This window comes from Cupriavidus sp. GA3-3, assembly GCF_000389805.1.
Classification (GTDB): Bacteria; Pseudomonadota; Gammaproteobacteria; order Burkholderiales; family Burkholderiaceae; genus Cupriavidus; species Cupriavidus necator_D.
Window position 1 is genome coordinate 109,520 of sequence record NZ_KB944469.1, and the last position, 19,995, is coordinate 129,514.

Consider the following 19,995-nt stretch of genomic DNA (forward strand, 5'->3'; position numbering starts at 1 on the left):
CGCCCCTACTGCAAAGGCCGTGGCGGCTTACTTGAAACCGGCGCGGTCCACCAGCTTCTGCGCTTGCGGCTGGTACTTGCCCAGCTCGGCCACGTTGATGGTGTCGGCCTTGAACGTGCCCAGCGCTTCCAGCGCCGGGTTGCTGACCTTCACGCCCTGCACCACCGGCCATTCGTTGTTGCCGTCGGCAAAGTAGCGCTGCGCCTCGTCGCTGGCCAGGTACTCCAGGAACTTGACCGCCGCTTCCTTGTTGGGCGCATGCTTGAGCATGCCGCCGCCCGAGACGTTCATGTGCACGCCCTGGCTCGACTGGTTCGGCCACAGCACGCCCAGCTTGTCGGCCACGGCCTTGTCTTCCGGCTTGGTCGACTTCAGCAGACGCGCGATGTAATAGGTGTTGGCGATGGCCACGTCGCACTCGCCGGCGGCAACCGCCTTGAGCTGGTCGGTGTCGCCGCCCTTGGGCACGCGCGCCAGGTTGGCGGCCACGCCGCGCGCCCACTGCTCGGTGCGTGCCTCGCCATCGTGGGCGATCAGGCTGGAGACCAGCGACAGGTTGTAGACATGGCCGCTGGAACGCGTGCAGACCTTGCCCTTCCACTTGGGATCGGCCAGGTCTTCATAGCTGGCGATATCGCCGGCCTTGACCGCGGTCTTGTTGTAGGCAATCACGCGGCCGCGCGCCGAGAAGCCGAACCATTCGCCATTGGGGTCGCGATAGTTGGCCGGGATGCGCGATTCCAGCGCCTTCGACTTTACCGGCGCAAACACGCCAGCCTGCTGGGCGCGCCACAGGCGGCCGATATCCACCGTGATGAACACGTCCGCCGGGCTGTTGGCGCCTTCATTGCGGATACGCTCCAGCAGCGGGTCTTCCTGGCCTTCGATGCGGTTGATCTTGATGCCGGTCTGCTTGGTGAAGTTGGCGTACAGCGCTTCGTCCGTCTGGTAGTGACGCGCGGTGTAGAGGTTGAGCACCTTTTCCTGCGCCGCAGCGGCGAGCGGCAGGGTCAGCAGGGCCAGCGCCGCAGCGCGCGGCAGCAAGGTTCGGATAGTGGTCTTCACGCGGATGGCTCCCCAGCATGGTTTGGGCAGCCGCCGGGGACCCCGAGGCCGCCCGGTTATTGGATTCCGGTCAGCGGGAAACAATATTGATTCTTGTTCAGGCGGTCAAATTACATTTCTGTCATGTTGACGCCCGTTGACCGATCAATACCAGGGAGATGCCCGCACTAACCTAATCGCCCCCTGTGCGAAGACGAACCGGCAAGGCGGGCGCCGAAATCTCAGCCGCGGCGTACCCAGACCACCTTGCCAGCCTTGACGCCCAGCGTGCGGCGTTGCGGGTTGTAGTCCATGGTGCCGGGGAACTGCTGGCCGTCGCGCTCGCCCAGTCGCCACGCGCAGCCCTGCAGCAGGCCGATGGCTTCGGCCTCGGGCTTGCCGACCAAGGCATCGTCGGCCAGCTTGTCGGCGGCACAGCCCTCCGGCGTGCCACGCGCGCCTTGCGGGCCGGTCGGCGCGGGCGCCGCGCAAGCCGCCAGCAGGGCCCCGCCCGCCGCCAGCATGGCGGACTGGCGCAGCCAACGCCGGATGGTTCGCTTCGCAATCATGTCGTTCTCCTGATGGATTTGGCGAGTATGAGGATGCTGGGACACGCGGCACACCGCGGCGTTCAGCTTCTTTGCACACCGATATGAAACTTTTGCCAGATTACGCTGTATTGCGCACATTTTCAGTGTGGCTTCGGCTTGATCTGGATAAACCGAGCTATAAGCCATGCGTGCTATCAGTGAGTAAGCGGGCCGGCAACGTCCCGCACCACTCCACCCACCGCGCATCCCTCTGCGCCTTCCCTGGGAGCAACGCATGACCGCAATGATGAAAGCCGCCGTTTTTGTCGAGCCTGGCCGGATCGAACTGGCAGACAAGCCGATCCCGGATATCGGCCCCAACGATGCCCTGGTGCGTATCACCACCACCACCATCTGCGGCACCGACGTGCACATCCTCAAGGGTGAGTACCCGGTGGCGAAGGGCCTGACCGTGGGCCATGAGCCCGTCGGCATCATTGAAAAGCTCGGCAGCGCGGTGACGGGATACCGCGAAGGCCAGCGCGTGATCGCCGGCGCAATCTGCCCCAACTTCAACTCCTACGCGGCGCAGGACGGCGTGGCCTCGCAGGATGGCAGCTACCTGATGGCCAGCGGCCAGTGCGGCTGCCACGGCTACAAGGCGACCGCGGGCTGGCGCTTCGGCAACATGATCGACGGTACCCAGGCGGAATACGTGCTGGTGCCCGACGCCCAGGCCAACCTGACGCCAATCCCCGATGGCCTCACCGACGAGCAGGTGCTGATGTGCCCCGACATCATGTCCACCGGCTTCAAGGGCGCGGAAAACGCCAATATCCGCATCGGCGACACCGTGGCCGTGTTCGCGCAGGGCCCGATCGGGCTATGCGCGACCGCCGGCGCGCGGCTGTGCGGCGCCACCACCATCATCGCCATCGACGGCAACGACCACCGGCTGGAGATCGCGCGCAAGATGGGCGCGGACGTGGTCCTGAACTTCCGCAACTGCGACGTGGTGGACGAGGTCATGAAGCTGACCGGCGGGCGCGGCGTGGATGCCTCGATCGAGGCGCTGGGCACGCAGGCAACCTTCGAGCAGTCGCTGCGCGTGCTCAAGCCCGGCGGCACGCTGTCCAGCCTGGGGGTCTATTCAAGCGACCTGACCATTCCGCTGTCGGCTTTCGCCGCGGGGCTGGGCGACCACAAGATCAACACCGCGCTGTGCCCCGGCGGCAAGGAACGCATGCGGCGGCTGATCAATGTGATCGAGTCGGGGCGGGTCGACCTGGGAGCGCTGGTGACGCACCAGTACAGGCTGGACGACATCGTCGCGGCCTACGACCTGTTCGCCAACCAGCGCGACGGCGTGCTGAAGATCGCCATCAAGCCGCACTGACGGCGGCGCCTCGGGTTCAGCCCTTGGCCCGGGCGGCCAGCGCCTGCATGGCGTCGGCCGGCAGCGGCCCATGGCAGGTGCGCTCGCCGCCGGACTCGCTGACCACCAGCCATACCTGGTCCGGCTGGCCCTTCGGATGCAACAGCCAGGCCGGGCCGCGCGCATTGCTGCTGGGCGGCAGGTCTTCCAGCACGCCGGTGCTGGCCGACTGCAGCATCACCGCGCACTCGGTGGCGGACACGCGCGTGGCCTTGAGAAAGCCCGGATTGCCCAGCACTTCGGGCAATCCCGAGTCCGGTGCGCGCAGGAAGGAATCGACATCGAACTTGCTGGCGCCGCCGCCGCTGCTGGCACATGCCGCCAACAGCAGCGCGCCGGCACTGGCCAGCAACACGGCGTGCTGGCTGCGCCGCGAACGGATGGTGACTGCGGGACCTTCCTGCGGATCGTTCATGGCGGGCCTCACTGCTTCATCACATCGGCGCCCTTGGGCACCGTAAACCGGAATGCATCGGCCGCCAGCGGCGGGTTCTTCTGCATGCCCGTGAAGGTCAGCAGGGTGGTGTTGCCGAACGCGTCGCGCAGTTCCATGGCTTCAAGATTGCCGGCCTTGAAGCCGATGCCGATGCGCTCGAACTGCGTGTCCTTGGCCTTGGGCGTCAGCTCCAGCCACTCTACGCCGTCGCGCGTCGGGCCGTTCTTGACCACGAAGTTCTTTTCCAGGTCGTTGCTGCCGAACAGGATCGCCGCCGGGCTGGAGCCGAGTGCGCCGTCGAGCTTGCGCTCGGTGACCTGGTTCAGGTCCTTGTCATAGATGTACAGGGTCTGGCCGTCGGCCTGCAGCAGCTGGTCGTAGGGCTTGGTATAGCGCCAGGTGAACTTGCCCGGGCGCGAGAACACAAAGGTGCCGCTGGAGGTGCCGGTCACCTTGCCGTTGGCGCCCTGCCCCTTGACCTGGCGCTGCGTGAATTCGCCGCGCGCGCTCTTCACGCCGGTGACAAAGCTCTGCAACTGGTCAGTGGCTGCGGCATGGGCCGGCGCCTGGATGGCAAACATCGCCAGCGCGGCGCAGGCCGACACGATGATGCGGTTGCGCATGGTTCGGGTCCTGGTAGTTATGGAGGGCGTCGCCGCGTGTGCTGCGCCCAACGCTGTAGGCCGCTGCACGGGCAACTTGTCTGTTTAGAGCAGGCGGCAGCCGGAGGATTCCACACGGCCCGCGCTCGCGGGTAACCGGATATTACGGCAGACACCGCGGGAACCGCGCCTGTTCTGCGGCGATGTTGTCTTTTCCGTGATGACATGGCTGAATGAGACCACGCAAGACAAGGTCGACAAGGCCACCGCGCCGCTCGCCACCGGGATGACCGAGATGGACCGCCGCCTCACGGATCGCCTCGATGCGGCCGATGCGCGCATCGAGCGCCTGGAAGTGCGCTTCGACAAGCAATTTGAAACCATCAACACGAAGCTCGACGTGCTGCTCAAGCGCCGCTAGCACACATCACAGGCCGCATGGGAGGAGCGCTGGCAGCGCTCAGTCATCGTCACGCGCGGCCGCACCGCCACCCTGCGCCAGAATGTCACGATTGCCGTTGCCCGACATCGCCGACACCAGCCCTGCCTTCTCCATATCCTCCAGCAGCCGCGCGGCACGGTTGTAGCCGATGCGCAGGTGGCGCTGCACCAGCGAGATTGACGCGCGCCGGTTCTTCAGCACCACCTCGACCGCCTGGTCGTACAGCGGATCGGCCTCGCCGCCGCCGCCGCCAATGCCGGCACCGCCGCCAAACCCGTCGCCGCCGCCGGCGTCATCGGTCAGGCCGCCTTCGAGGATGCCCTCGATGTAGTTGGCTTCGCCGGATTCCTTGAGCTTTTCCACCACGCGGTGGACTTCCTCGTCCGAGACAAAGGCGCCGTGCACGCGCACCGGCAGGCCGGTGCCCGGCGCCAGGTAGAGCATGTCGCCCATGCCCAGCAGCGCTTCGGCGCCCTGCTGGTCGAGGATGGTGCGCGAGTCGATCTTGCTGCTGACCTGGAACGCGATCCGGGTCGGCACATTGGCCTTGATCAGGCCGGTGATCACGTCCACCGACGGACGCTGCGTGGCCAGCACCAGGTGCAGGCCGGCCGCGCGCGCCTTCTGCGCGATGCGGGCGATCAGCTCTTCCACCTTCTTGCCGACCACCATCATCAGGTCGGCCAGCTCGTCGATGACGATGACGATGGTGGGCAGCCGGTCCAGCGGCTCCGGGGCGTCCGGGGTCAGGCTGAACGGGTTGGGGATCTTTTCTTCGCGGGCCGCGGCCTCGTCGATCTTTTTGTTGTAGCCGGCCAGGTTGCGCACGCCCAGCTTGCTCATCAGCTTGTAGCGGCGCTCCATCTCGCCGACCGCCCAGTTCAGGGCATTGCCGGCCTGGCGCATGTCGGTCACCACCGGGCACAGCAGGTGCGGGATGCCCTCGTAGACGCTCATTTCGAGCATCTTCGGGTCGATCAGGATCAGGCGTACGCTTTCCGCCTTGGCCTTGTACAGCAGCGACAGGATCATCGCGTTGATGCCGACCGACTTGCCCGAGCCGGTGGTGCCGGCCACCATGCAGTGCGGCATGCGGGCCAGGTCGGCCACCATCGGCTTGCCGGCGATGTCCTTGCCCAGCGCCATGGTCAGGCTGGACGAACTCTCGTTGTAGACCTGCGAGCCGAGGATTTCCGACAGGCGCACGGTCTGGCGCTTCGGGTTGGGCAGCTCCAGCCCCATGTAGTTCTTGCCCGGGATGGTCTCGACCACGCGGATCGACACCAGCGACAGCGAGCGCGCCAGGTCGCGCGCCAGGTTCACCACCTGGCTGCCCTTGACGCCGGTGGCCGGCTCGATCTCATACCGCGTGATGACCGGGCCCGGGTAGGCCGCCACCACCTTGACCTCGACGCCGAAGTCCTTGAGCTTTTTTTCGATCAGGCGCGAGGTGAACTCCAGGGTCTCGGCGCTGACGGTTTCCTGGTGCGGCGGAATCGGGTCCAGCAGCGACAGCGGCGGCAGGTCCGAGTCCTGGATATCGGCAAACAGCGGCTGCTGCTTCTCACGCTCGACGCGCTCATGCTTGGGCACTGCCTGCGGGCGCACGATCTGCACCGGCGCCGCCTCTTCGATGCGCACGCGCTGCACCTCGACGGTTTCTTTGCGCTCGGTCTTGGCGGCCTCGCCGATGATGCGGTCCTGCTTGCTCTCGCGGCGGGCCTTGAAGCCCAGGAACAGGGTCTCGACAAAGCCGCCGACGTGCTCGGCCACGGTCAGCCAGGAGAAATGGAAGAACAGCGACAGCCCGATCGCCAGCAGCAGCAACAACAGCAGGGTCGCGCCGGTGAAACCCAGCGCCACCTGCAGCCAGCCGCCCAGCAGATCGCCCAGCACCCCGCCCGGCGCGCGCGGCAGCGCGGCGCGCAACGGGTACATGCGGATCGCCTCCAGGCCCATGCTGGAGAACAGGGTCAGACCAAAGCCGATCCAGCTGACGGTCACGCCCTGGCGGTGCAGGCCGGGGTCCGCGCGCTCGGGCAGCTCGGCGGTCAGCGTGCGCCAGCCGCGCCAGCAGCGGCGCACCAGCAGCACCGCCAGCCAGTAGGCGGAAAAGCCGAAGATGAAGAACAGCACGTCGGCCACCCAGGCGCCGACGCGCCCGCCCAGGTTGTGGATATCGGCCACCTGGTTGGCATGCGACCAGCCGGGATCGGTCTTGCTGTAGCTGGCCAGCACGCACAGGAAACCCAGCGTGACGGCCAGCAGCAGGAACCAGCGGACCTCTCCCAGCAGTTTGCCGATGCGGGATGGCAAGGCTGAGGGATCGGTGCGGGTGGTCGTGGTAGCTCGGGCCATGCCTGGTTAAGACTCGCGTGTAAGGTGATTCCGGATGCGTTTCGGGCCGATGCCGGCAGCGGTCAGTGGTTGCTCACCAGGTGACTGACGGTCATCGTGGCGGCCATTTTAACGTGGCCCGAGACTATCGCACTCATTGGAATTTGCAACAGTGAGCAAATGCGGCTCCTCTTATAATGTCGCTTTCGAGCAATGCCGGTGGGCAGCATGCCGCACCGGCCACAGGAACGCATCATGGCAAAACACGCAAAAGTGCTGATTCTCGGTTCTGGTCCCGCCGGCTATACCGCCGCGGTCTACGCGGCCCGCGCCAACCTGGAACCGGTGCTGATCACCGGCCTGGCACAGGGCGGCCAGCTGATGACCACCACGGACGTCGAGAACTGGCCGGGCGATGCCAAGGGCGTCCAGGGTCCTGAACTGATGCAGCGCCTGCTGGCGCACGCCGAGGAATTCAAGACCGAAATCATCTTCGATCACATCCACACCGCCAAGCTGGTGGACGACAACGGCCAGCCGGCCCGCCCCTTCCGTCTGATCGGCGACGCCGGTGAATATACGTGCGACGCGCTGATCATCGCCACCGGCGCCTCGGCGCAGTACCTGGGCCTGCCGTCCGAAGAGTCCTTCATGGGCCGCGGCGTGTCGGCCTGCGCCACCTGCGACGGCTTCTTCTACAAGAACCAGGAAGTGGCCGTGGTCGGTGGCGGCAACACCGCCGTGGAAGAGGCGCTGTACCTGTCGCATATCGCCAGCAAGGTCACCGTGATCCACCGCCGCGACAGCTTCCGCGCCGAGCCTATCCTGGTCGACCGCCTGCTGCAGCGTGAAAAGGAAGGCCGCGTGGTGATCCGCTACGACAGCGTGCTGGACGAGGTGCTGGGCGATGAATCCGGCGTGACCGGCATCCGCGTGCGCGGCACCAAGACCGGCCAGGCCGAGGACCTGAAGCTGGCGGGCGTGTTCATCGCCATCGGCCACAAGCCCAACACCGACCTGTTCGAAGGCCAGCTGGCCATGGAAAACGGCTACCTGGTGACCAAGTCGGGCCTGCAGGGCGACGCCACCGCCACCAGCGTGCCGGGCGTGTTTGCCGCCGGCGACGTGCAGGACCATGTCTACCGCCAGGCCATCACCAGCGCCGGCACGGGCTGCATGGCCGCGCTGGACGCCCAGCGCTTTGTTGAAGCCCTGAAGTAAGCACGCCCCTCCGCCGGCCGGGCCGCCACGGCCCGCCGGCGCGTCCCCTGCGGCATCTCCTGCCGCCCCGCCAGTCGATATAATCTGCGCCGAGCCCCCGGAGATTTTTCAATGACGCACGGCGCCAGCAAACCCGACCGACCGCCCCAACGTTTCGGCCTGAACGACCTTGCCAGGCTGCGCGACACCCTCAAGGCCGATACCGAGCGCCGCGAAGCCGAGCGCGTGGCCGCCGAGCAGGCCGCCCGGCGCGCCCGTGAAGAGGCCGACGTCTTCCGTACCAGCGTGGGCCAGGTCAGCCAGCTGCGCGACCGCAACCGCGCCCCCCTGCCCGCCAGCAAGCCCGCCCCGGTGCCGGTGCAGTCGCGCCGCAACGACGAAGCCGTGCTGGCGGCCTCGCTGTCCGATGATTTCGACGTGGAAAGCCTGCTGGAAACCGACGAGACCCTGTCGTTCCGCCGGCCCGGCATCGGCATGGACGTGATCCGCAAGCTGCGCCGCGGCGAATGGGTGGCGCAGGACAAGGTCGACCTGCACGGCCTGCGCAGCGACGAGGCGCGCGAGGCGCTGGCCGAGTTCCTGCGCCGCTCGGTGCGCAACGGCGTGCGCTGCGTGCGCGTGATCCACGGCAAGGGCCTGGGCTCGCCCGACAAGCTGCCAGTGCTCAAGGGCAAGGTGCGCAGCTGGCTGGTGCAGAAGGAGGAAGTGCTCGCCTTCGTGCAGGCGCGCGAGGCCGAAGGCGGCGCCGGCGCGCTGATGGTGCTGCTGCGCCAGCCGCGCACCTGACGCATCGCCACGGATGCACGTTCCGCTTGAATTGCTGATGGGGCGGCTGCCCCTGATCCTCCACATCATGGAGGTGATCGGCGTGCTCGCCTTCGCGGTCTCGGGCGTGGTCGACGCGCGCAAGCAGCGCCTGGACGTGGTCGGCACCTTCGTGGTGGCCTTTGCCACCGCCTTTGGCGGCGGCACCGTGCGCGACGTGCTGCTGGACCGGCGCCCGTTCTACTGGGTCGACCACGAAGGCTACGTGCTGCTGATCTTCGTGATGTCGTTCGGCGCCTCGTTCGTGCTGCGCGTGGTCAGCCGCGTGGCCTCGGACCGGGCCATGATCGTGGCCGACGCGATCGGGCTGGGGCTGTTCTCGGTGACCGGCGCCTCGCTGGCGCTGGTGGCGCAGATGACGCCCACCGTGGCGGTGATGATGGGCATCATCTCGGCCGTGTTCGGCGGCGTGGTGCGGGACGTGCTGTGCAACGAGGTGCCGATGATCCTGCGCGACCGCTCGCCCTACGCCACCTGCTCCTTTGTCGGCTGCTGGATCTATGTCGGCATGACCTGGCTGGCGGTGCAGCAGGAAGCGGCGCTGCTGACCGGGGCAGTGGCGATCATCGCCATGCGGCTGGTGTCGGTGCGCTACGGGTGGAAGCTGCCCAGCTGAACCGCACCCACCAATGAAAACGCCGCCCTGCAAGGCGGCGTTTCTCTATCCTGGCCCGAGGCTCAGACCGCGGCTTCGTCCTGCTCGCCGGTGCGGATGCGGATCACACGCTCGATCTCGGTGACGAAGATCTTGCCGTCGCCGATCTTGCCGGTGTGGGCGGCCTTGACGATGGCGTCCAGCACGGTGTCCAGCTGGTTCTCGGCCACCACCACTTCGATCTTGATCTTGGGCAGGAAGTCGACCACGTACTCGGCGCCACGGTAGAGCTCGGTATGCCCTTTCTGGCGGCCAAATCCCTTCACTTCGGTCACCGTCAGACCGGTCACGCCGACGTCGGCCAGGGCTTCACGCACCTCGTCGAGCTTGAACGGTTTGATGATGGCGGTAATCTGCTTCATGACTGGCCCCTGTTTATCGTTTGTTCACGCGCCTGGCGGCGCATCGCCGCGGTCGCGGCGCTCTCCGGGTGGCATTTTACCAGCCCTTGGCCGCTTGCATTTCCGCCTGCCCCACAGCCAGCGCGGCCGCAGCGTTGGCTAGCGCGCATCCGGGCAGGCCCCGGCCCTGTGGATAAACCTGTGGACAGCCACTGGAGAAACTGTGCACAAGCCGCCACCCAAGAGCCGGAGCTCGACCGGCGCTGCGCTCAGTCCGGCACCTTCTCCAGGTCCGCCAACCACACCACCGACTCTGAATCGCTCGGCGCGCGCCAGTCACCGCGCGGCGACAGCGATCCGCCCGAGCCCACCTTGGGCGCGTTCGGGATGCATGAGCGCTTGAACTGGCTGGTGCGGAAGAAACGGTCCAGGAAGATCGCCAGGTTGCGCTTGATCTCCGGCAGCCCGTACTGGTTGCGTACCACATGCGGGCCGTTGGGCCAGACGCCGCGCTCGCGGTCGCCCCAGGCATGCAGCGCCAGGAAGGCGATCTTGGACGGCGTGAAGCCGAAACGCAGCGTGTAGTAGAGGTTGAAGTCCTGCAGCTCATACGGGCCGATGGTGCTCTCGGTCTTCTGCTCGGGGCCGTGGTTGCTGTCGCCCGGGACCAGCTCGGGGCTGATGTCGGTGTCGAGCACGGCCAGCAGCACGTCGGAACCGCCCTCGCCCACCTGCCCGGTCTCGGCCACCCAGCGCACCAGGTGCGAGATCAGCGTCTTGGGCACGCTGGCATTGACGTTGTAGTGCGACATGTGGTCGCCCACGCCATAGGTGCACCAGCCCAGCGCCAGTTCGCTCAGGTCGCCGGTGCCGATCACGATGGCGTGGTGGAAATTGGCCAGCCGGAACAGGTGGTTGGTACGCTCGCCGGCCTGCACGTTCTCGAAGGTCACGTCGTAGACCTTCTCGCCGGCGGCGTATGGGTGGCCCAGGTCCTTCAGCATGGCCAGGCACGACGGCCGGATATCGATCTCGGTCGCGGTGCAGCCCACCACCTGCATCAGCTGGCGCGCCTGCAGCAGCGTGCGGTCGCTGGTGGCGAAGCCCGGCATGGTGAAGGCCAGGATATTGGCGCGCGGCAGGCCCAGGCGGTCCATCGCCTTGGCGCAGACCAGCAGCGCGTGGGTGGAATCCAGCCCGCCCGACACGCCGATCACCACCTTGCTGATCTTGCTGGCCGACAGGCGCTGCACCAGCGCCTGCACCTGGATGTTGTAGACCTCCATGCAGCGTTCGTCGCGCTGGCGCGGATCGGCCGGCACGTACGGGAAGCGCGCCACGTTGCGCGCCAGCGGCAGCGACTTTTCCAGGGTCAGGTCGAGCGGGAAGCGCACCACGCGGAACTTGTCCACTTCTGCCTTGTGCCGGCGCACCGAGTGGCCGAAGGTGACCTGGTGCATGCGCTCGCGCGACAGCCGCTCGACGTCGATATCAGCGCAGAGCAGGTGCGAGGTATCGGCAAAGCGCTCGGATTCGGCCAGCAGCTCGCCGTTCTCGCAGATCAGCGCCTGGCCGTCCCAGGCCAGGTCGGTGGAAGACTCGCCCTTGCCGGCCGAGGTGTACAGGTAGGCCGCCAGGCATCGTGCCGACTGCTGCGAGACCAGCTGGTGCCGGTACCCGGCCTTGCCGACCACGATATTCGAGGCCGACAGGTTGACCAGCACCGTGGCCCCGGCCAGCGCCGCGAACGACGACGGCGGGATCGGCACCCAGACGTCTTCGCAGATTTCTGCGTGGAAGCGGAAGTCGGGGATGTCTTCGACATCGAACAGCAGCCCGGCGCCGAACGGCACGTCCTGGCCCAGCAGCCGGATCGACTCGACCGCGGCGTTGTCGGCGGCGCTGAACTGGCGCGCCTCGTAGAACTCCCAGTAGTTCGGCAGGTAGGACTTGGGCACCACGCCCTGGATACGCCCGCGCGCGACCACCACGGCGCAGTTGAACAACTGGTGCTCGACCCGCAGCGGCATGCCGACGATCAGCGCCGCCGGCAGCTTGCGCGAGGCCTCGACGATGGTGGCCAGCGCCGCCTCGCAGGCGTCCAGCAGCGCGCGCTGGTGGAACAGGTCGTCGCAGGTGTAGGCGGAGATGCCCAGCTCCGGGAACGCAACCAGCACGGCGCCCTTCTGGGCCGCCTGCGCCGCCAGGGCAATGGTCTCGGCGGCGTTGAAGGCCGGGTCGGCCACCCGGCAGACGGGCACGCCCACCGCGACACGCGCAAAGCCGTGGGAATACAGGTTGAAAAACGGGTTCTTCATATCGGGCCTTGGTTATCGAACCATGCGGACCATGCCGCCGCCTGAAGCATCCCGGGATGCCTCGGCAAGCACTGGTGACGAGGATGCTCCATTTTACGACGCCCGCCCCTGCCGTGCGGCGCAGCAACGGCGCATCGTTTCCGGTAGACTCGATCGATCCACAGACGGGAACTGGTGCAATGCAGTCTGAATCATGCGTGCCCGGCGAGGGCAAGGACCAGCGCCAGCCGGCACGGCACAAGCGCAAGTCGGCAGGCGACCCTGCGCAGGAATACCGTACCGAAATCATCTCCGACCTGGGCGAGATCGATGCCGCCGCCTGGGACGCCCTGGTGGCGCACCACGCCGACGCCACGCCGTTCCTGAAGCATGCCTTCCTGCACGCCCTGCACACCAGCGGCAGCGCCTGCGCCGAGACCGGGTGGAACCCGCGCTACCTGACTTTGTGGGCGCCGGCCAAGGACGGCCGCCCGGAACGGCTGGCCGCGGCCATGCCGCTTTACGCCAAGGCGCATTCCTATGGCGAATATGTCTTCGACTGGGCCTGGGCCGACGCCTATGCCCGCAACGGGCTCGAGTACTACCCCAAATGGCTGGCGGCAATTCCCTTCACGCCGGTGCGCGGCGCGCGGCTGCTGGCCGAAGACGCCCATGCGCGCCGCCTGCTGCTGCAGATGGCGCTGGCGCTGGCCGCCGAAAGCCAGATGTCGTCGCTGCACATCCTGTTCCCCGACGAGGCCGAGGCCGCGCTGATGCAGCAGGCCGGCATGCTGATGCGGCACGGCGTGCAGTTCCACTGGACCAATGACGGCTATGGCAGCTTTGACGACTTCCTGGCCACGCTGTCGCAGAAAAAGCGCAAGAACATCCGCGCCGAGCGCCGCCAGGTCGCGCAGGCCGGCATCAGCTTCCGGCGCCTGCGTGGCGCGCAGATCGACGACGATGCGTGGAAGTTCTTCAACCGGTGCTATCGCCAGACTTACCGCGAGCACCATTCCACGCCCTACCTGAACCTGGACTTCTTCCGGCGCATCGGCGCCGCCATGCCGCAGCACCTGCTGCTGGTGATCGCCGAGCGCGAGGGCCAGCCTATCGCCAGCTCGCTGCTGGTCTATGACGATACGCCCGAAGTCAGCACGCTCTACGGGCGCTACTGGGGCGCACTGGAGTACCACGCCTGCCTGCACTTCGAAACCGCGTACTACCAGCCGCTGGAATTCTGCATCGAGCAAGGCATACGCACCTTCGAAGGCGGCGCCCAGGGCGAACACAAGATGGCGCGCGGCTTCCTGCCGGTGGCGACGCGCTCGGCCCACTGGCTGGCGCATCCCGCCTTTGCCGATGCCGTCGAGCGCTTCCTTGAGCGCGAGCGCCAGGGCATCGACGCCTACCTGGACGAACTGAGCGAACGCAACCCGTTCGCCCGCGCCTGAACACGCAAGCCGGCGCTCAGCGCCACATCCGCCGCAGCGTGTTGTCGCCCAGCATGTAGTGGTGGAACAGCGACGCCATCGCGTGCAGGCCGATCACCAGGTAGAAGGCGGTGCCCAGGGTCTCGTGGACCTCCTTGACGGTGTCCTTCAGCGCCGGGTCGGCCGCCACCATCGCCGGCACTTCCAGCCCCAGCGAAGGCAACGCCAGCAGGTGGCCGCCAGCGTTCATCGCCAGCAGCCCCAGCAGCGGCTGGGCCAGGATATACAAGTAAAGCACCCAGTGCATGGCCTCGCCGGCCAACTGCATCCAGCGCGCGCCCGGCTCCGGCGCGGGCGCGCCGCGCACCAGGCGCCACACCAGGCGCGGCACCGCCAGCACCAGCACCAGCGCCCCCGCCCATTCATGGACTGTCATGGCCAGCGCGCGCGGCGGCGTGCCCTTGGCAAAACTGCCCTTCAGCTCGATCGCGGAATAGGCCAGCGCCACCAGCAGGAACACCGCCCAGTGGAAGCACACCGCCAGCCGGTCATAGCGGCGCAGCGGCGACAAGGCCTGCGGCAATGCCTGGATTTCGGTGATGGGATTCATAGGGGACTCCTCTTGTCAGCACCCGCATAGCGTAGCGCAAGGCACTTGCCCGGATGCTGCCGTACATCAAGCGCGCGGCAACAAAAAACCCCGCCGGAGCGGGGCTTCTTCAGCGGCGGTTCAGCTTACTTCTTGTAGTTGGCCACGCCGTCGGTGATTTCCTTGTGGGCTTCCTCGATGCCAGCCCAGCCTTCGACCTTGACCCACTTGCCGGCTTCCAGTGCCTTGTAGTGCTCAAAGAAGTGCTTGATCTGGTCCAGCTGGTTCTGCGGCACGTCCGACAGGCCCTTCATGTAGGCCGTGGCCGGCGACAGCTTGTCCAGCGGCACGGCGACCAGCTTGGCGTCCACGCCCGACTCGTCGGTCATCTTCAGCATCCCGAGTGCACGGCAGCGCACCACGGCGCCGGCCAGGATCGGGAACGGCGACAGCACCAGCACATCCACCGGGTCGCCGTCGCCCGACAGCGTCTGCGGGATGTAGCCATAGTTGGCCGGATAGCGCATGCCGGTGCCGATAAAGCGGTCGACGAACAGCAGGCCGGTTTCCTTGTCTGCCTCGTACTTCACCGGATCGCTCTGGGCCGAGATCTCGATGATGACGTTGAAATCGTTGGGGATGTCCTTGCCCGGGGTTACGAGGTTGAAGCTCATGCGGTTCTCCAGATGCCTGCGCGGTGTTGTTGGATGGCGGGCATTATAGCGGCTCATGCCTGACCGCAGGCTGACAGCTGGGCCAGGCACGGCGCATTGCACGCTGGCCAGTGTCGGCGATAATGGCGCATTCTTCAGCCGTCACTGAAAAGCGCAGCCGCCGTGCTGCCCCCTGTTGCACCCGCTGCCCCGGAGCCACCCATGCACGCCCAGCACTTCGTCGCCAACCGCCTGATCGCGCCCGACAACGGCCTGCGCATCAAGGTCTTCGATCCGTCCAACGGCGAGCCGTTCGCCGAGATCGCACGCGGCAACGCCACCGATATCAACGTCGCCGTCCATGCGGCCCGCCAGGCCGCCGAAGGCGCCTGGGGCCAGATGGCGCCAGCGGAGCGGGTGCGCCTGCTCAACCGCGTCGCCGTGGCGCTGATCGCGCACGAGGACGAACTGGCCGCGCTCGAGGCCCGCGACACCGGCAAGCCGCTGCGCCAGGCGCGCGCCGATGCCCGCGCCGTGGCCCGCTATTTCGAGTTCTACGCCGGCGCGGTGGACAAGCTGCACGGCCAGACCATCCCCTACAACCCCGGCTACACCGTGCTGACCGTGCGCGAGCCGCACGGCGTGACCGGCCACATCATCCCGTGGAACTACCCGCTGCAGATCTTCGGGCGCAGCGTGGGCGCGGCGCTGGCCACCGGCAATGCCTGCGTGGTCAAGCCGGCCGAGGACGCCTGCCTGTCGCTGCTGCGCGTGGCCGAGATCGCCGCCGATGCCGGCCTGCCCGAAGGCGCGCTCAATATCATCACCGGCTACGGCCATGAAGCCGGCGCCGCGCTGGCGCGCCACCCGGGCATCAACCATATCTCGTTCACCGGCTCGCCCCAGACCGGCAAGCAGGTGGCCCAGCTGGCCGCCGAGAACCACGTGCCGGTCACGCTGGAGCTGGGCGGCAAGTCGCCGCAGATCGTCTTTGCCGATGCCGACCTGGATACGCTGGTGCCGGTGGTGGTCAACGGCATCGTGCAGAATGCCGGCCAGACCTGCTCGGCCGGCAGCCGCCTGCTGGTGGAGCGGCCGGTCTATGACGCGCTGCTCGACCGGCTGGCGTCGGTGTTCGAGTCGCTGCGCGTAGGCCCGTCCGAGCTGGACCTGGAATGCGGGCCACTGATCAGCCGCAAGCAGCAGCAGCGCGTGTGGGACTTTGTCTCGGATGCGCAGCACGCCGGCGTGGCCGTGATGGCGCAAGGCCAGATCGTGGCCGACGCGCCCGAGGCCGGCTACTACCAGGTGCCGATGCTGTTCCGCGACGTGCCGCCGGCGCACCGGCTGGCGCAGGAAGAAGTGTTCGGCCCGCTGCTGGCGGCGATGCCGTTCGACACCGAGGCCGAAGCCATCGCACTGGCCAACGGCACGCCCTACGGGCTCGTGGCCGGCGTCTGGACCCGCGACGGCGGGCGCCAGCTGCGCCTGGCGCACAAGCTGCGCGCGGGCCAGGTCTTTATCAACAACTACGGTGCCGGCGGCGGCGTTGAACTGCCCTTCGGCGGCACCGGCCAGTCTGGCTACGGCCGCGAGAAGGGCTTCGAGGCCCTGTACGGATTCACCACCCTGAAAACCATCGCCATCCAACATGGGTAACATCAATTTCCTGTCCGTCGCCTTTGCCATCTTCTTTTTCTGGATGGCATGGCATGTCCGGAACAAGCGCGCCACCAATCCTTCCGGCATGCCGCGGCTGCAGGTCTTCAAGCGCAAGTGGGGCGACGTCGTCGGCGACCGCGTGCACTGGTGCCTGTATGTGGCACTGCCCTTCCTGCTGGCACTGATGATGGTTGCCAATGCCCTGCGCGGGCGGGGGCCGTTCTCGCACTAGGCATTGAGTACCCCGCAGCACGGAACACCAGAACATAACCACGACACCAGGAGACAAGCCATGAGACTGGCCAACAAGGTAGCGATCATCACCGGCGGCGGTTCCGGGTTCGGCGAAGGCATTGCCCACACCTTTGCGCGCGAAGGCGCCAACGTGGTGGTCGCCGACCTGCGCGAGGAAGCCGCCGAACGCGTCGCCGCCGCGATCCGCGACGCCGGCGGCCGGGCCCGCGCGGTGCGCGCCGACGTTTCGCGCGAAGCCGGCACCGAGGCCATGCGCGAAGCCGCGCTGGCCACCTTCGGCGACGTCCATATCGTGGTCAACAACGCCGGCACGACCCATCGCAACAAGCCCATCCTCGAAGTCACCGAAGAGGAGTTCGACCGCGTCTACGCCGTCAACGTCAAGAGCATCTACTGGTCGGCGCGCACCTTTATCCCGCATTTCCGCCAGCGCGGCGGCGGCGTGTTCGTCAATATTGCCTCCACCGCCGGCATCCGGCCGCGCCCGGGCCTGGTCTGGTACAACGGCAGCAAGGGCGCGGTGATCACCGCCAGCAAGGCCATGGCCGCGGAACTCGGCAAGGACAATATCCGCGTCAACTGCGTCAACCCCGTGATCGGCGCCACCGCCCTGCTCGAAGAATTCATGGGCATGCCCGATACGCCCGAGAACCGCGCCAGATTCCTTGCCACCATCCCGATGGGCCGCATGTCGACCCCGCAGGACGTGGCCAACGCCTGCCTGTACCTGGCCTCGGACGAAGCTGCCTTTATCACCGGCACCTGCATCGAAGTGGACGGCGGCCGCTGCGTCTGAGCCGGTGCCGGCCACCTGCCTTCCCCGTTAGTCGTAGCTGTAAACGCATCATACAGAAGCGCCATATCCTCAGGAGACAGCATGACAACAACCGCAGTAAACCCCGGCATCAGCGACGCCGCCTTTGAAGACGCCACCTACCGCAAGGTCAGCTGGCGCCTGGTGCCCTTCCTCTTGCTGTGCTACGTGGTGGCCTACCTGGACCGCGTCAACGTGGGCTTTGCCAAGCTGCAGATGCTCAACGACCTGCAGTTCAGCGAGACCATCTATGGCTTGGGCGCCGGCATCTTCTTTATCGGCTACTTCCTGTTCGAAGTGCCCAGCAACGTGATCCTGCACAAGGTGGGCGCGCGCATCTGGATCGCGCGCATCATGATCACCTGGGGCGCGATCTCGGCGGCGATGATGTTCGTCACCACGCCGACCATGTTCTACGTGCTGCGCTTCCTGCTGGGCATTGCCGAGGCCGGCTTCTTCCCCGGCATCATCCTGTACCTGACCTACTGGTACCCGGCCAACCGGCGCGGGCGCACCACCACCTACTTCATGACCGCGGTCGCGCTGGCAGGCGTGATCGGCGGGCCGCTGTCGGGCTGGATCATGCAGTCCTTCCACGGCCAAAACGGCTGGTCCGGCTGGCAGTGGATGTTCCTGCTCGAGGGCATTCCGTCGATCCTGGTGGGGCTGTGGGTGCTGGCCTACCTGGACGACCGCATCGCCCACGCCAAGTGGCTGTCGCCGGAAGAGAAGGCGCTGCTGGAGCGCAATATCGCCAGCGAGGATGCGCACAAGGAAGACCCGCCGATCCGCACCGTGATGTCCAGCCCGCGCGTCTGGCTGATGAGCGCGATCTACTTCTGCTTCGTGATGGGCCTGTACGGCGTCAGCTTCTGGCTGCCGACCATCATCAAGCAGACCGGCGTCAGGGGCGCGCTCGATATCGGCCTGCTGACCGCCATCCCCTATGGCTGCGCAGTGGTCGGCATGGTGCTGGTGGCCTACAGCGCAGACCGCAGCGGCGAGCGCCGCTGGCATATCGCGCTGCCCGCGCTGGCCGGTTCGCTGGGCCTGCTGCTGTCGGTGCAATGGCATAGCGACACCACGCTGGCAATGGTGGCGCTGACGCTGGCCACCATCGGCATCCTGACCACGCTGCCGCTGTTCTGGAGCCTGCCGACTTCCTTCCTGGCCGGCACTGGCGCGGCCGCGGGCATCGCGCTGATCAACTCGCTGGGCAACCTTGCGGGCTTCCTCAGCCCCTATGCGGTGGGCTGGCTCAAGGACCTGACCCACAGCACCGATTCGGGCATGTACCTGCTGACCGCCTGCCTGGTGGTGGGCGCGGCGCTGACGCTTTCGGTGCCCAAGCGGCTGGTGAGCCGGAAATAGCCCGTCCGCCAGGATCAGACGCCGTCAACGGCCCTTCCCTTTGCGGGCGGGGCCGTTTTTCTTCCTGCACCTGCGAAGTCGCTCACACGCCGCCTGCGGGCCACAATGCGCCGTCGGCTGACGCGGATGTAGGACCAAGCCCGGCAGTGTCGCCCACCCTTGGGCCCTAGGATGGAAAAGAGAGACCCGGAGTGATCCCACGGGGTCCTCCGGGGCATCTGATTCCGAAGCTCGCCCAAGGAGGCCACGATGCTGCACCTGCCCCCGTTTGCCCCTACCCGTTCGCTGGAACTTGTCGAAGCGCGCCTGGCACGCCGCTCGCGCGTCAAGCGCCTGGTGATCGCGCTCAGCGCCGGCGTGGTCGCACTGCTCGCCCTGGTGCCAGCGGCCAGCCATGCGCAGGCGCCGGTGGTGGAGGCCAACCCTGCGCCTGCCGCCCCGGCACCCGCTGCTCCGGCCGGCACCATGGCGCCGACCCCGGGTGCCACGATGCCGGCCGCGCCGCCGGCCGACACCATGCCCCCTGCCACACAACCCGCGCCGGGCATAGCTGCGCCTGCCACGGCAGCACCGCCGCCGACGGCATCCCCGGCACCCGCGCCCACCGGCACGCCACCAGCCGCGCCGGCGCCAGCGCCGATGGCAGCGCCCGCGCAGCCACGCCCGCCGCTGACCACTCCGCCCCCGCCGCCGCCGCGTGATGCGATGGTCCAGCGTACGGCCGGCTCGGTCGCCTATATCTGCGGCGGTGTCGCCGAAGACGAGCAGGTCGCGTTGCAATCGGAGGCGCGCAAGTACAACATGAGCCTGCTGTTCACGCAGGGCGCGCGCGGCGAGTACCTGTCCGACGTGGACGTCAAGCTGATGCGCGGCGGCAAGGAAGTCGCCAGCTTTGTCGCCGACGGTCCGCGCTGCCTGGTGAAGGCGCCGTCGGGCACGTACAACGTGCGGGCGACTTACCAGGGCCGGACCAAGACTGCCACGGTCAGCACCGGCGGCAAGAACGCGCAGATGCGCTGGTAGTCAGCTGGAGTCAGCTGGAACGGCGCGCCG

Annotated in this window: 20 protein-coding genes; 11 read left to right on the top strand and 9 right to left on the bottom strand. The window is 67.2% G+C overall.

Annotated features, from left to right (window positions below):
• Positions 1–27: 27 nt before the first annotated feature.
• Positions 28–1,065, bottom strand: coding sequence for a Fe(3+) ABC transporter substrate-binding protein (locus tag C265_RS08665; RefSeq protein WP_011614680.1), 1,038 nt, complete (start codon positions 1,063–1,065; stop codon positions 28–30).
• A 221-nt stretch (positions 1,066–1,286) separates the two neighbouring features.
• On the bottom strand, positions 1,287–1,613 hold the full coding sequence (locus C265_RS08670) for a hypothetical protein (RefSeq protein WP_010812994.1): 327 nt from the start codon (positions 1,611–1,613) through the stop codon (positions 1,287–1,289).
• 256 nt (positions 1,614–1,869) lie between these two features.
• Here C265_RS08670 and C265_RS08675 point away from each other — a divergent pair, with 256 nt between their 5' ends.
• Positions 1,870–2,970, top strand: coding sequence for an NAD(P)-dependent alcohol dehydrogenase (locus tag C265_RS08675; protein ID WP_010812995.1), 1,101 nt, complete (start codon positions 1,870–1,872; stop codon positions 2,968–2,970).
• A gap of 16 nt (positions 2,971–2,986) precedes the next feature.
• On the opposite strand, the gene C265_RS08680 is transcribed toward C265_RS08675, so the two are convergent.
• Together C265_RS08680 and lolA are read right to left on the bottom strand one after the other, a co-directional pair.
• On the bottom strand, positions 2,987–3,424 hold the full coding sequence (locus C265_RS08680; RefSeq protein WP_010812996.1) for a hypothetical protein: 438 nt from the start codon (positions 3,422–3,424) through the stop codon (positions 2,987–2,989).
• Positions 3,425–3,432: 8 nt separating this feature from the next.
• On the bottom strand, positions 3,433–4,068 hold the full coding sequence (lolA, locus tag C265_RS08685; RefSeq protein WP_010812997.1) for an outer membrane lipoprotein chaperone LolA: 636 nt from the start codon (positions 4,066–4,068) through the stop codon (positions 3,433–3,435).
• A 199-nt stretch (positions 4,069–4,267) separates the two neighbouring features.
• Here lolA and C265_RS08690 point away from each other — a divergent pair, with 199 nt between their 5' ends.
• Positions 4,268–4,468: a hypothetical protein gene (locus C265_RS08690; RefSeq protein WP_010812998.1), complete on the top strand. Its 201-nt coding sequence runs from the start codon at positions 4,268–4,270 to the stop codon at positions 4,466–4,468.
• Between the two features lie 39 nt (positions 4,469–4,507).
• Here C265_RS08690 and C265_RS08695 read toward each other — a convergent pair whose 3' ends face one another.
• A complete protein-coding gene (locus tag C265_RS08695) occupies positions 4,508–6,847 on the bottom strand; it encodes a DNA translocase FtsK (RefSeq protein ID WP_011614678.1) in 2,340 nt (779 codons plus the stop codon).
• Between the two features lie 234 nt (positions 6,848–7,081).
• Between C265_RS08695 and trxB the strand changes: the two genes are divergently transcribed.
• The 3 genes from trxB (at position 7,082) to C265_RS08710 (ending at position 9,488) form a co-directional block, all read left to right on the top strand.
• Positions 7,082–8,047: a thioredoxin-disulfide reductase gene (trxB, locus tag C265_RS08700; protein WP_010813000.1), complete on the top strand. Its 966-nt coding sequence runs from the start codon at positions 7,082–7,084 to the stop codon at positions 8,045–8,047.
• Positions 8,048–8,158: 111 nt separating this feature from the next.
• Positions 8,159–8,833: a Smr/MutS family protein gene (locus C265_RS08705; protein ID WP_010813001.1), complete on the top strand. Its 675-nt coding sequence runs from the start codon at positions 8,159–8,161 to the stop codon at positions 8,831–8,833.
• 13 nt (positions 8,834–8,846) lie between these two features.
• Positions 8,847–9,488 (top strand): trimeric intracellular cation channel family protein, encoded by a 642-nt coding sequence (locus C265_RS08710; protein ID WP_011614676.1) that lies wholly within the window; start codon positions 8,847–8,849, stop codon positions 9,486–9,488.
• A gap of 62 nt (positions 9,489–9,550) precedes the next feature.
• On the opposite strand, the gene glnK is transcribed toward C265_RS08710, so the two are convergent.
• Positions 9,551–9,889: a P-II family nitrogen regulator gene (glnK, locus tag C265_RS08715; RefSeq protein WP_006162803.1), complete on the bottom strand. Its 339-nt coding sequence runs from the start codon at positions 9,887–9,889 to the stop codon at positions 9,551–9,553.
• A gap of 248 nt (positions 9,890–10,137) precedes the next feature.
• Positions 10,138–12,186 carry an NAD(+) synthase gene (locus tag C265_RS08720; RefSeq protein WP_010813003.1) on the bottom strand — a complete coding sequence of 683 codons (2,049 nt, stop codon included), beginning with the start codon at positions 12,184–12,186 and terminating at the stop codon, positions 10,138–10,140.
• A gap of 179 nt (positions 12,187–12,365) precedes the next feature.
• Between C265_RS08720 and C265_RS08725 the strand changes: the two genes are divergently transcribed.
• Entirely contained in the window at positions 12,366–13,619 is a 1,254-nt protein-coding gene (locus C265_RS08725; protein WP_010813004.1) for a GNAT family N-acetyltransferase, read from the top strand.
• 16 nt (positions 13,620–13,635) lie between these two features.
• On the opposite strand, the gene C265_RS08730 is transcribed toward C265_RS08725, so the two are convergent.
• Positions 13,636–14,208, bottom strand: a complete 573-nt coding sequence (locus C265_RS08730; protein WP_010813005.1) for a cytochrome b — start codon at positions 14,206–14,208, stop codon at positions 13,636–13,638.
• A gap of 125 nt (positions 14,209–14,333) precedes the next feature.
• On the bottom strand, positions 14,334–14,861 hold the full coding sequence (gene ppa / locus C265_RS08735) for an inorganic diphosphatase (protein WP_010813006.1): 528 nt from the start codon (positions 14,859–14,861) through the stop codon (positions 14,334–14,336).
• 201 nt (positions 14,862–15,062) lie between these two features.
• Between ppa and C265_RS08740 the strand changes: the two genes are divergently transcribed.
• The 5 genes from C265_RS08740 (at position 15,063) to C265_RS33160 (ending at position 19,965) form a co-directional block, all read left to right on the top strand.
• Complete coding sequence (locus C265_RS08740; RefSeq protein ID WP_010813007.1) at positions 15,063–16,499, top strand: aldehyde dehydrogenase family protein; 1,437 nt, start codon at positions 15,063–15,065, stop codon at positions 16,497–16,499.
• Positions 16,492–16,734, top strand: a complete 243-nt coding sequence (locus C265_RS08745; RefSeq protein ID WP_010813008.1) for a hypothetical protein — start codon at positions 16,492–16,494, stop codon at positions 16,732–16,734. The genes C265_RS08740 and C265_RS08745 overlap by 8 nt, the downstream gene beginning before the upstream one ends.
• Before the next feature lie 60 nt (positions 16,735–16,794).
• On the top strand, positions 16,795–17,553 hold the full coding sequence (locus C265_RS08750; protein WP_010813009.1) for an SDR family oxidoreductase: 759 nt from the start codon (positions 16,795–16,797) through the stop codon (positions 17,551–17,553).
• Positions 17,554–17,634: 81 nt separating this feature from the next.
• The gene (locus C265_RS08755; RefSeq protein ID WP_010813010.1) at positions 17,635–18,942 is read left to right on the top strand and encodes an MFS transporter; all 1,308 of its coding nucleotides are present in this window, start codon (positions 17,635–17,637) and stop codon (positions 18,940–18,942) included.
• Positions 18,943–19,581: 639 nt separating this feature from the next.
• Complete coding sequence (locus tag C265_RS33160; protein WP_081225841.1) at positions 19,582–19,965, top strand: hypothetical protein; 384 nt, start codon at positions 19,582–19,584, stop codon at positions 19,963–19,965.
• Positions 19,966–19,995: the final 30 nt, after the last annotated feature.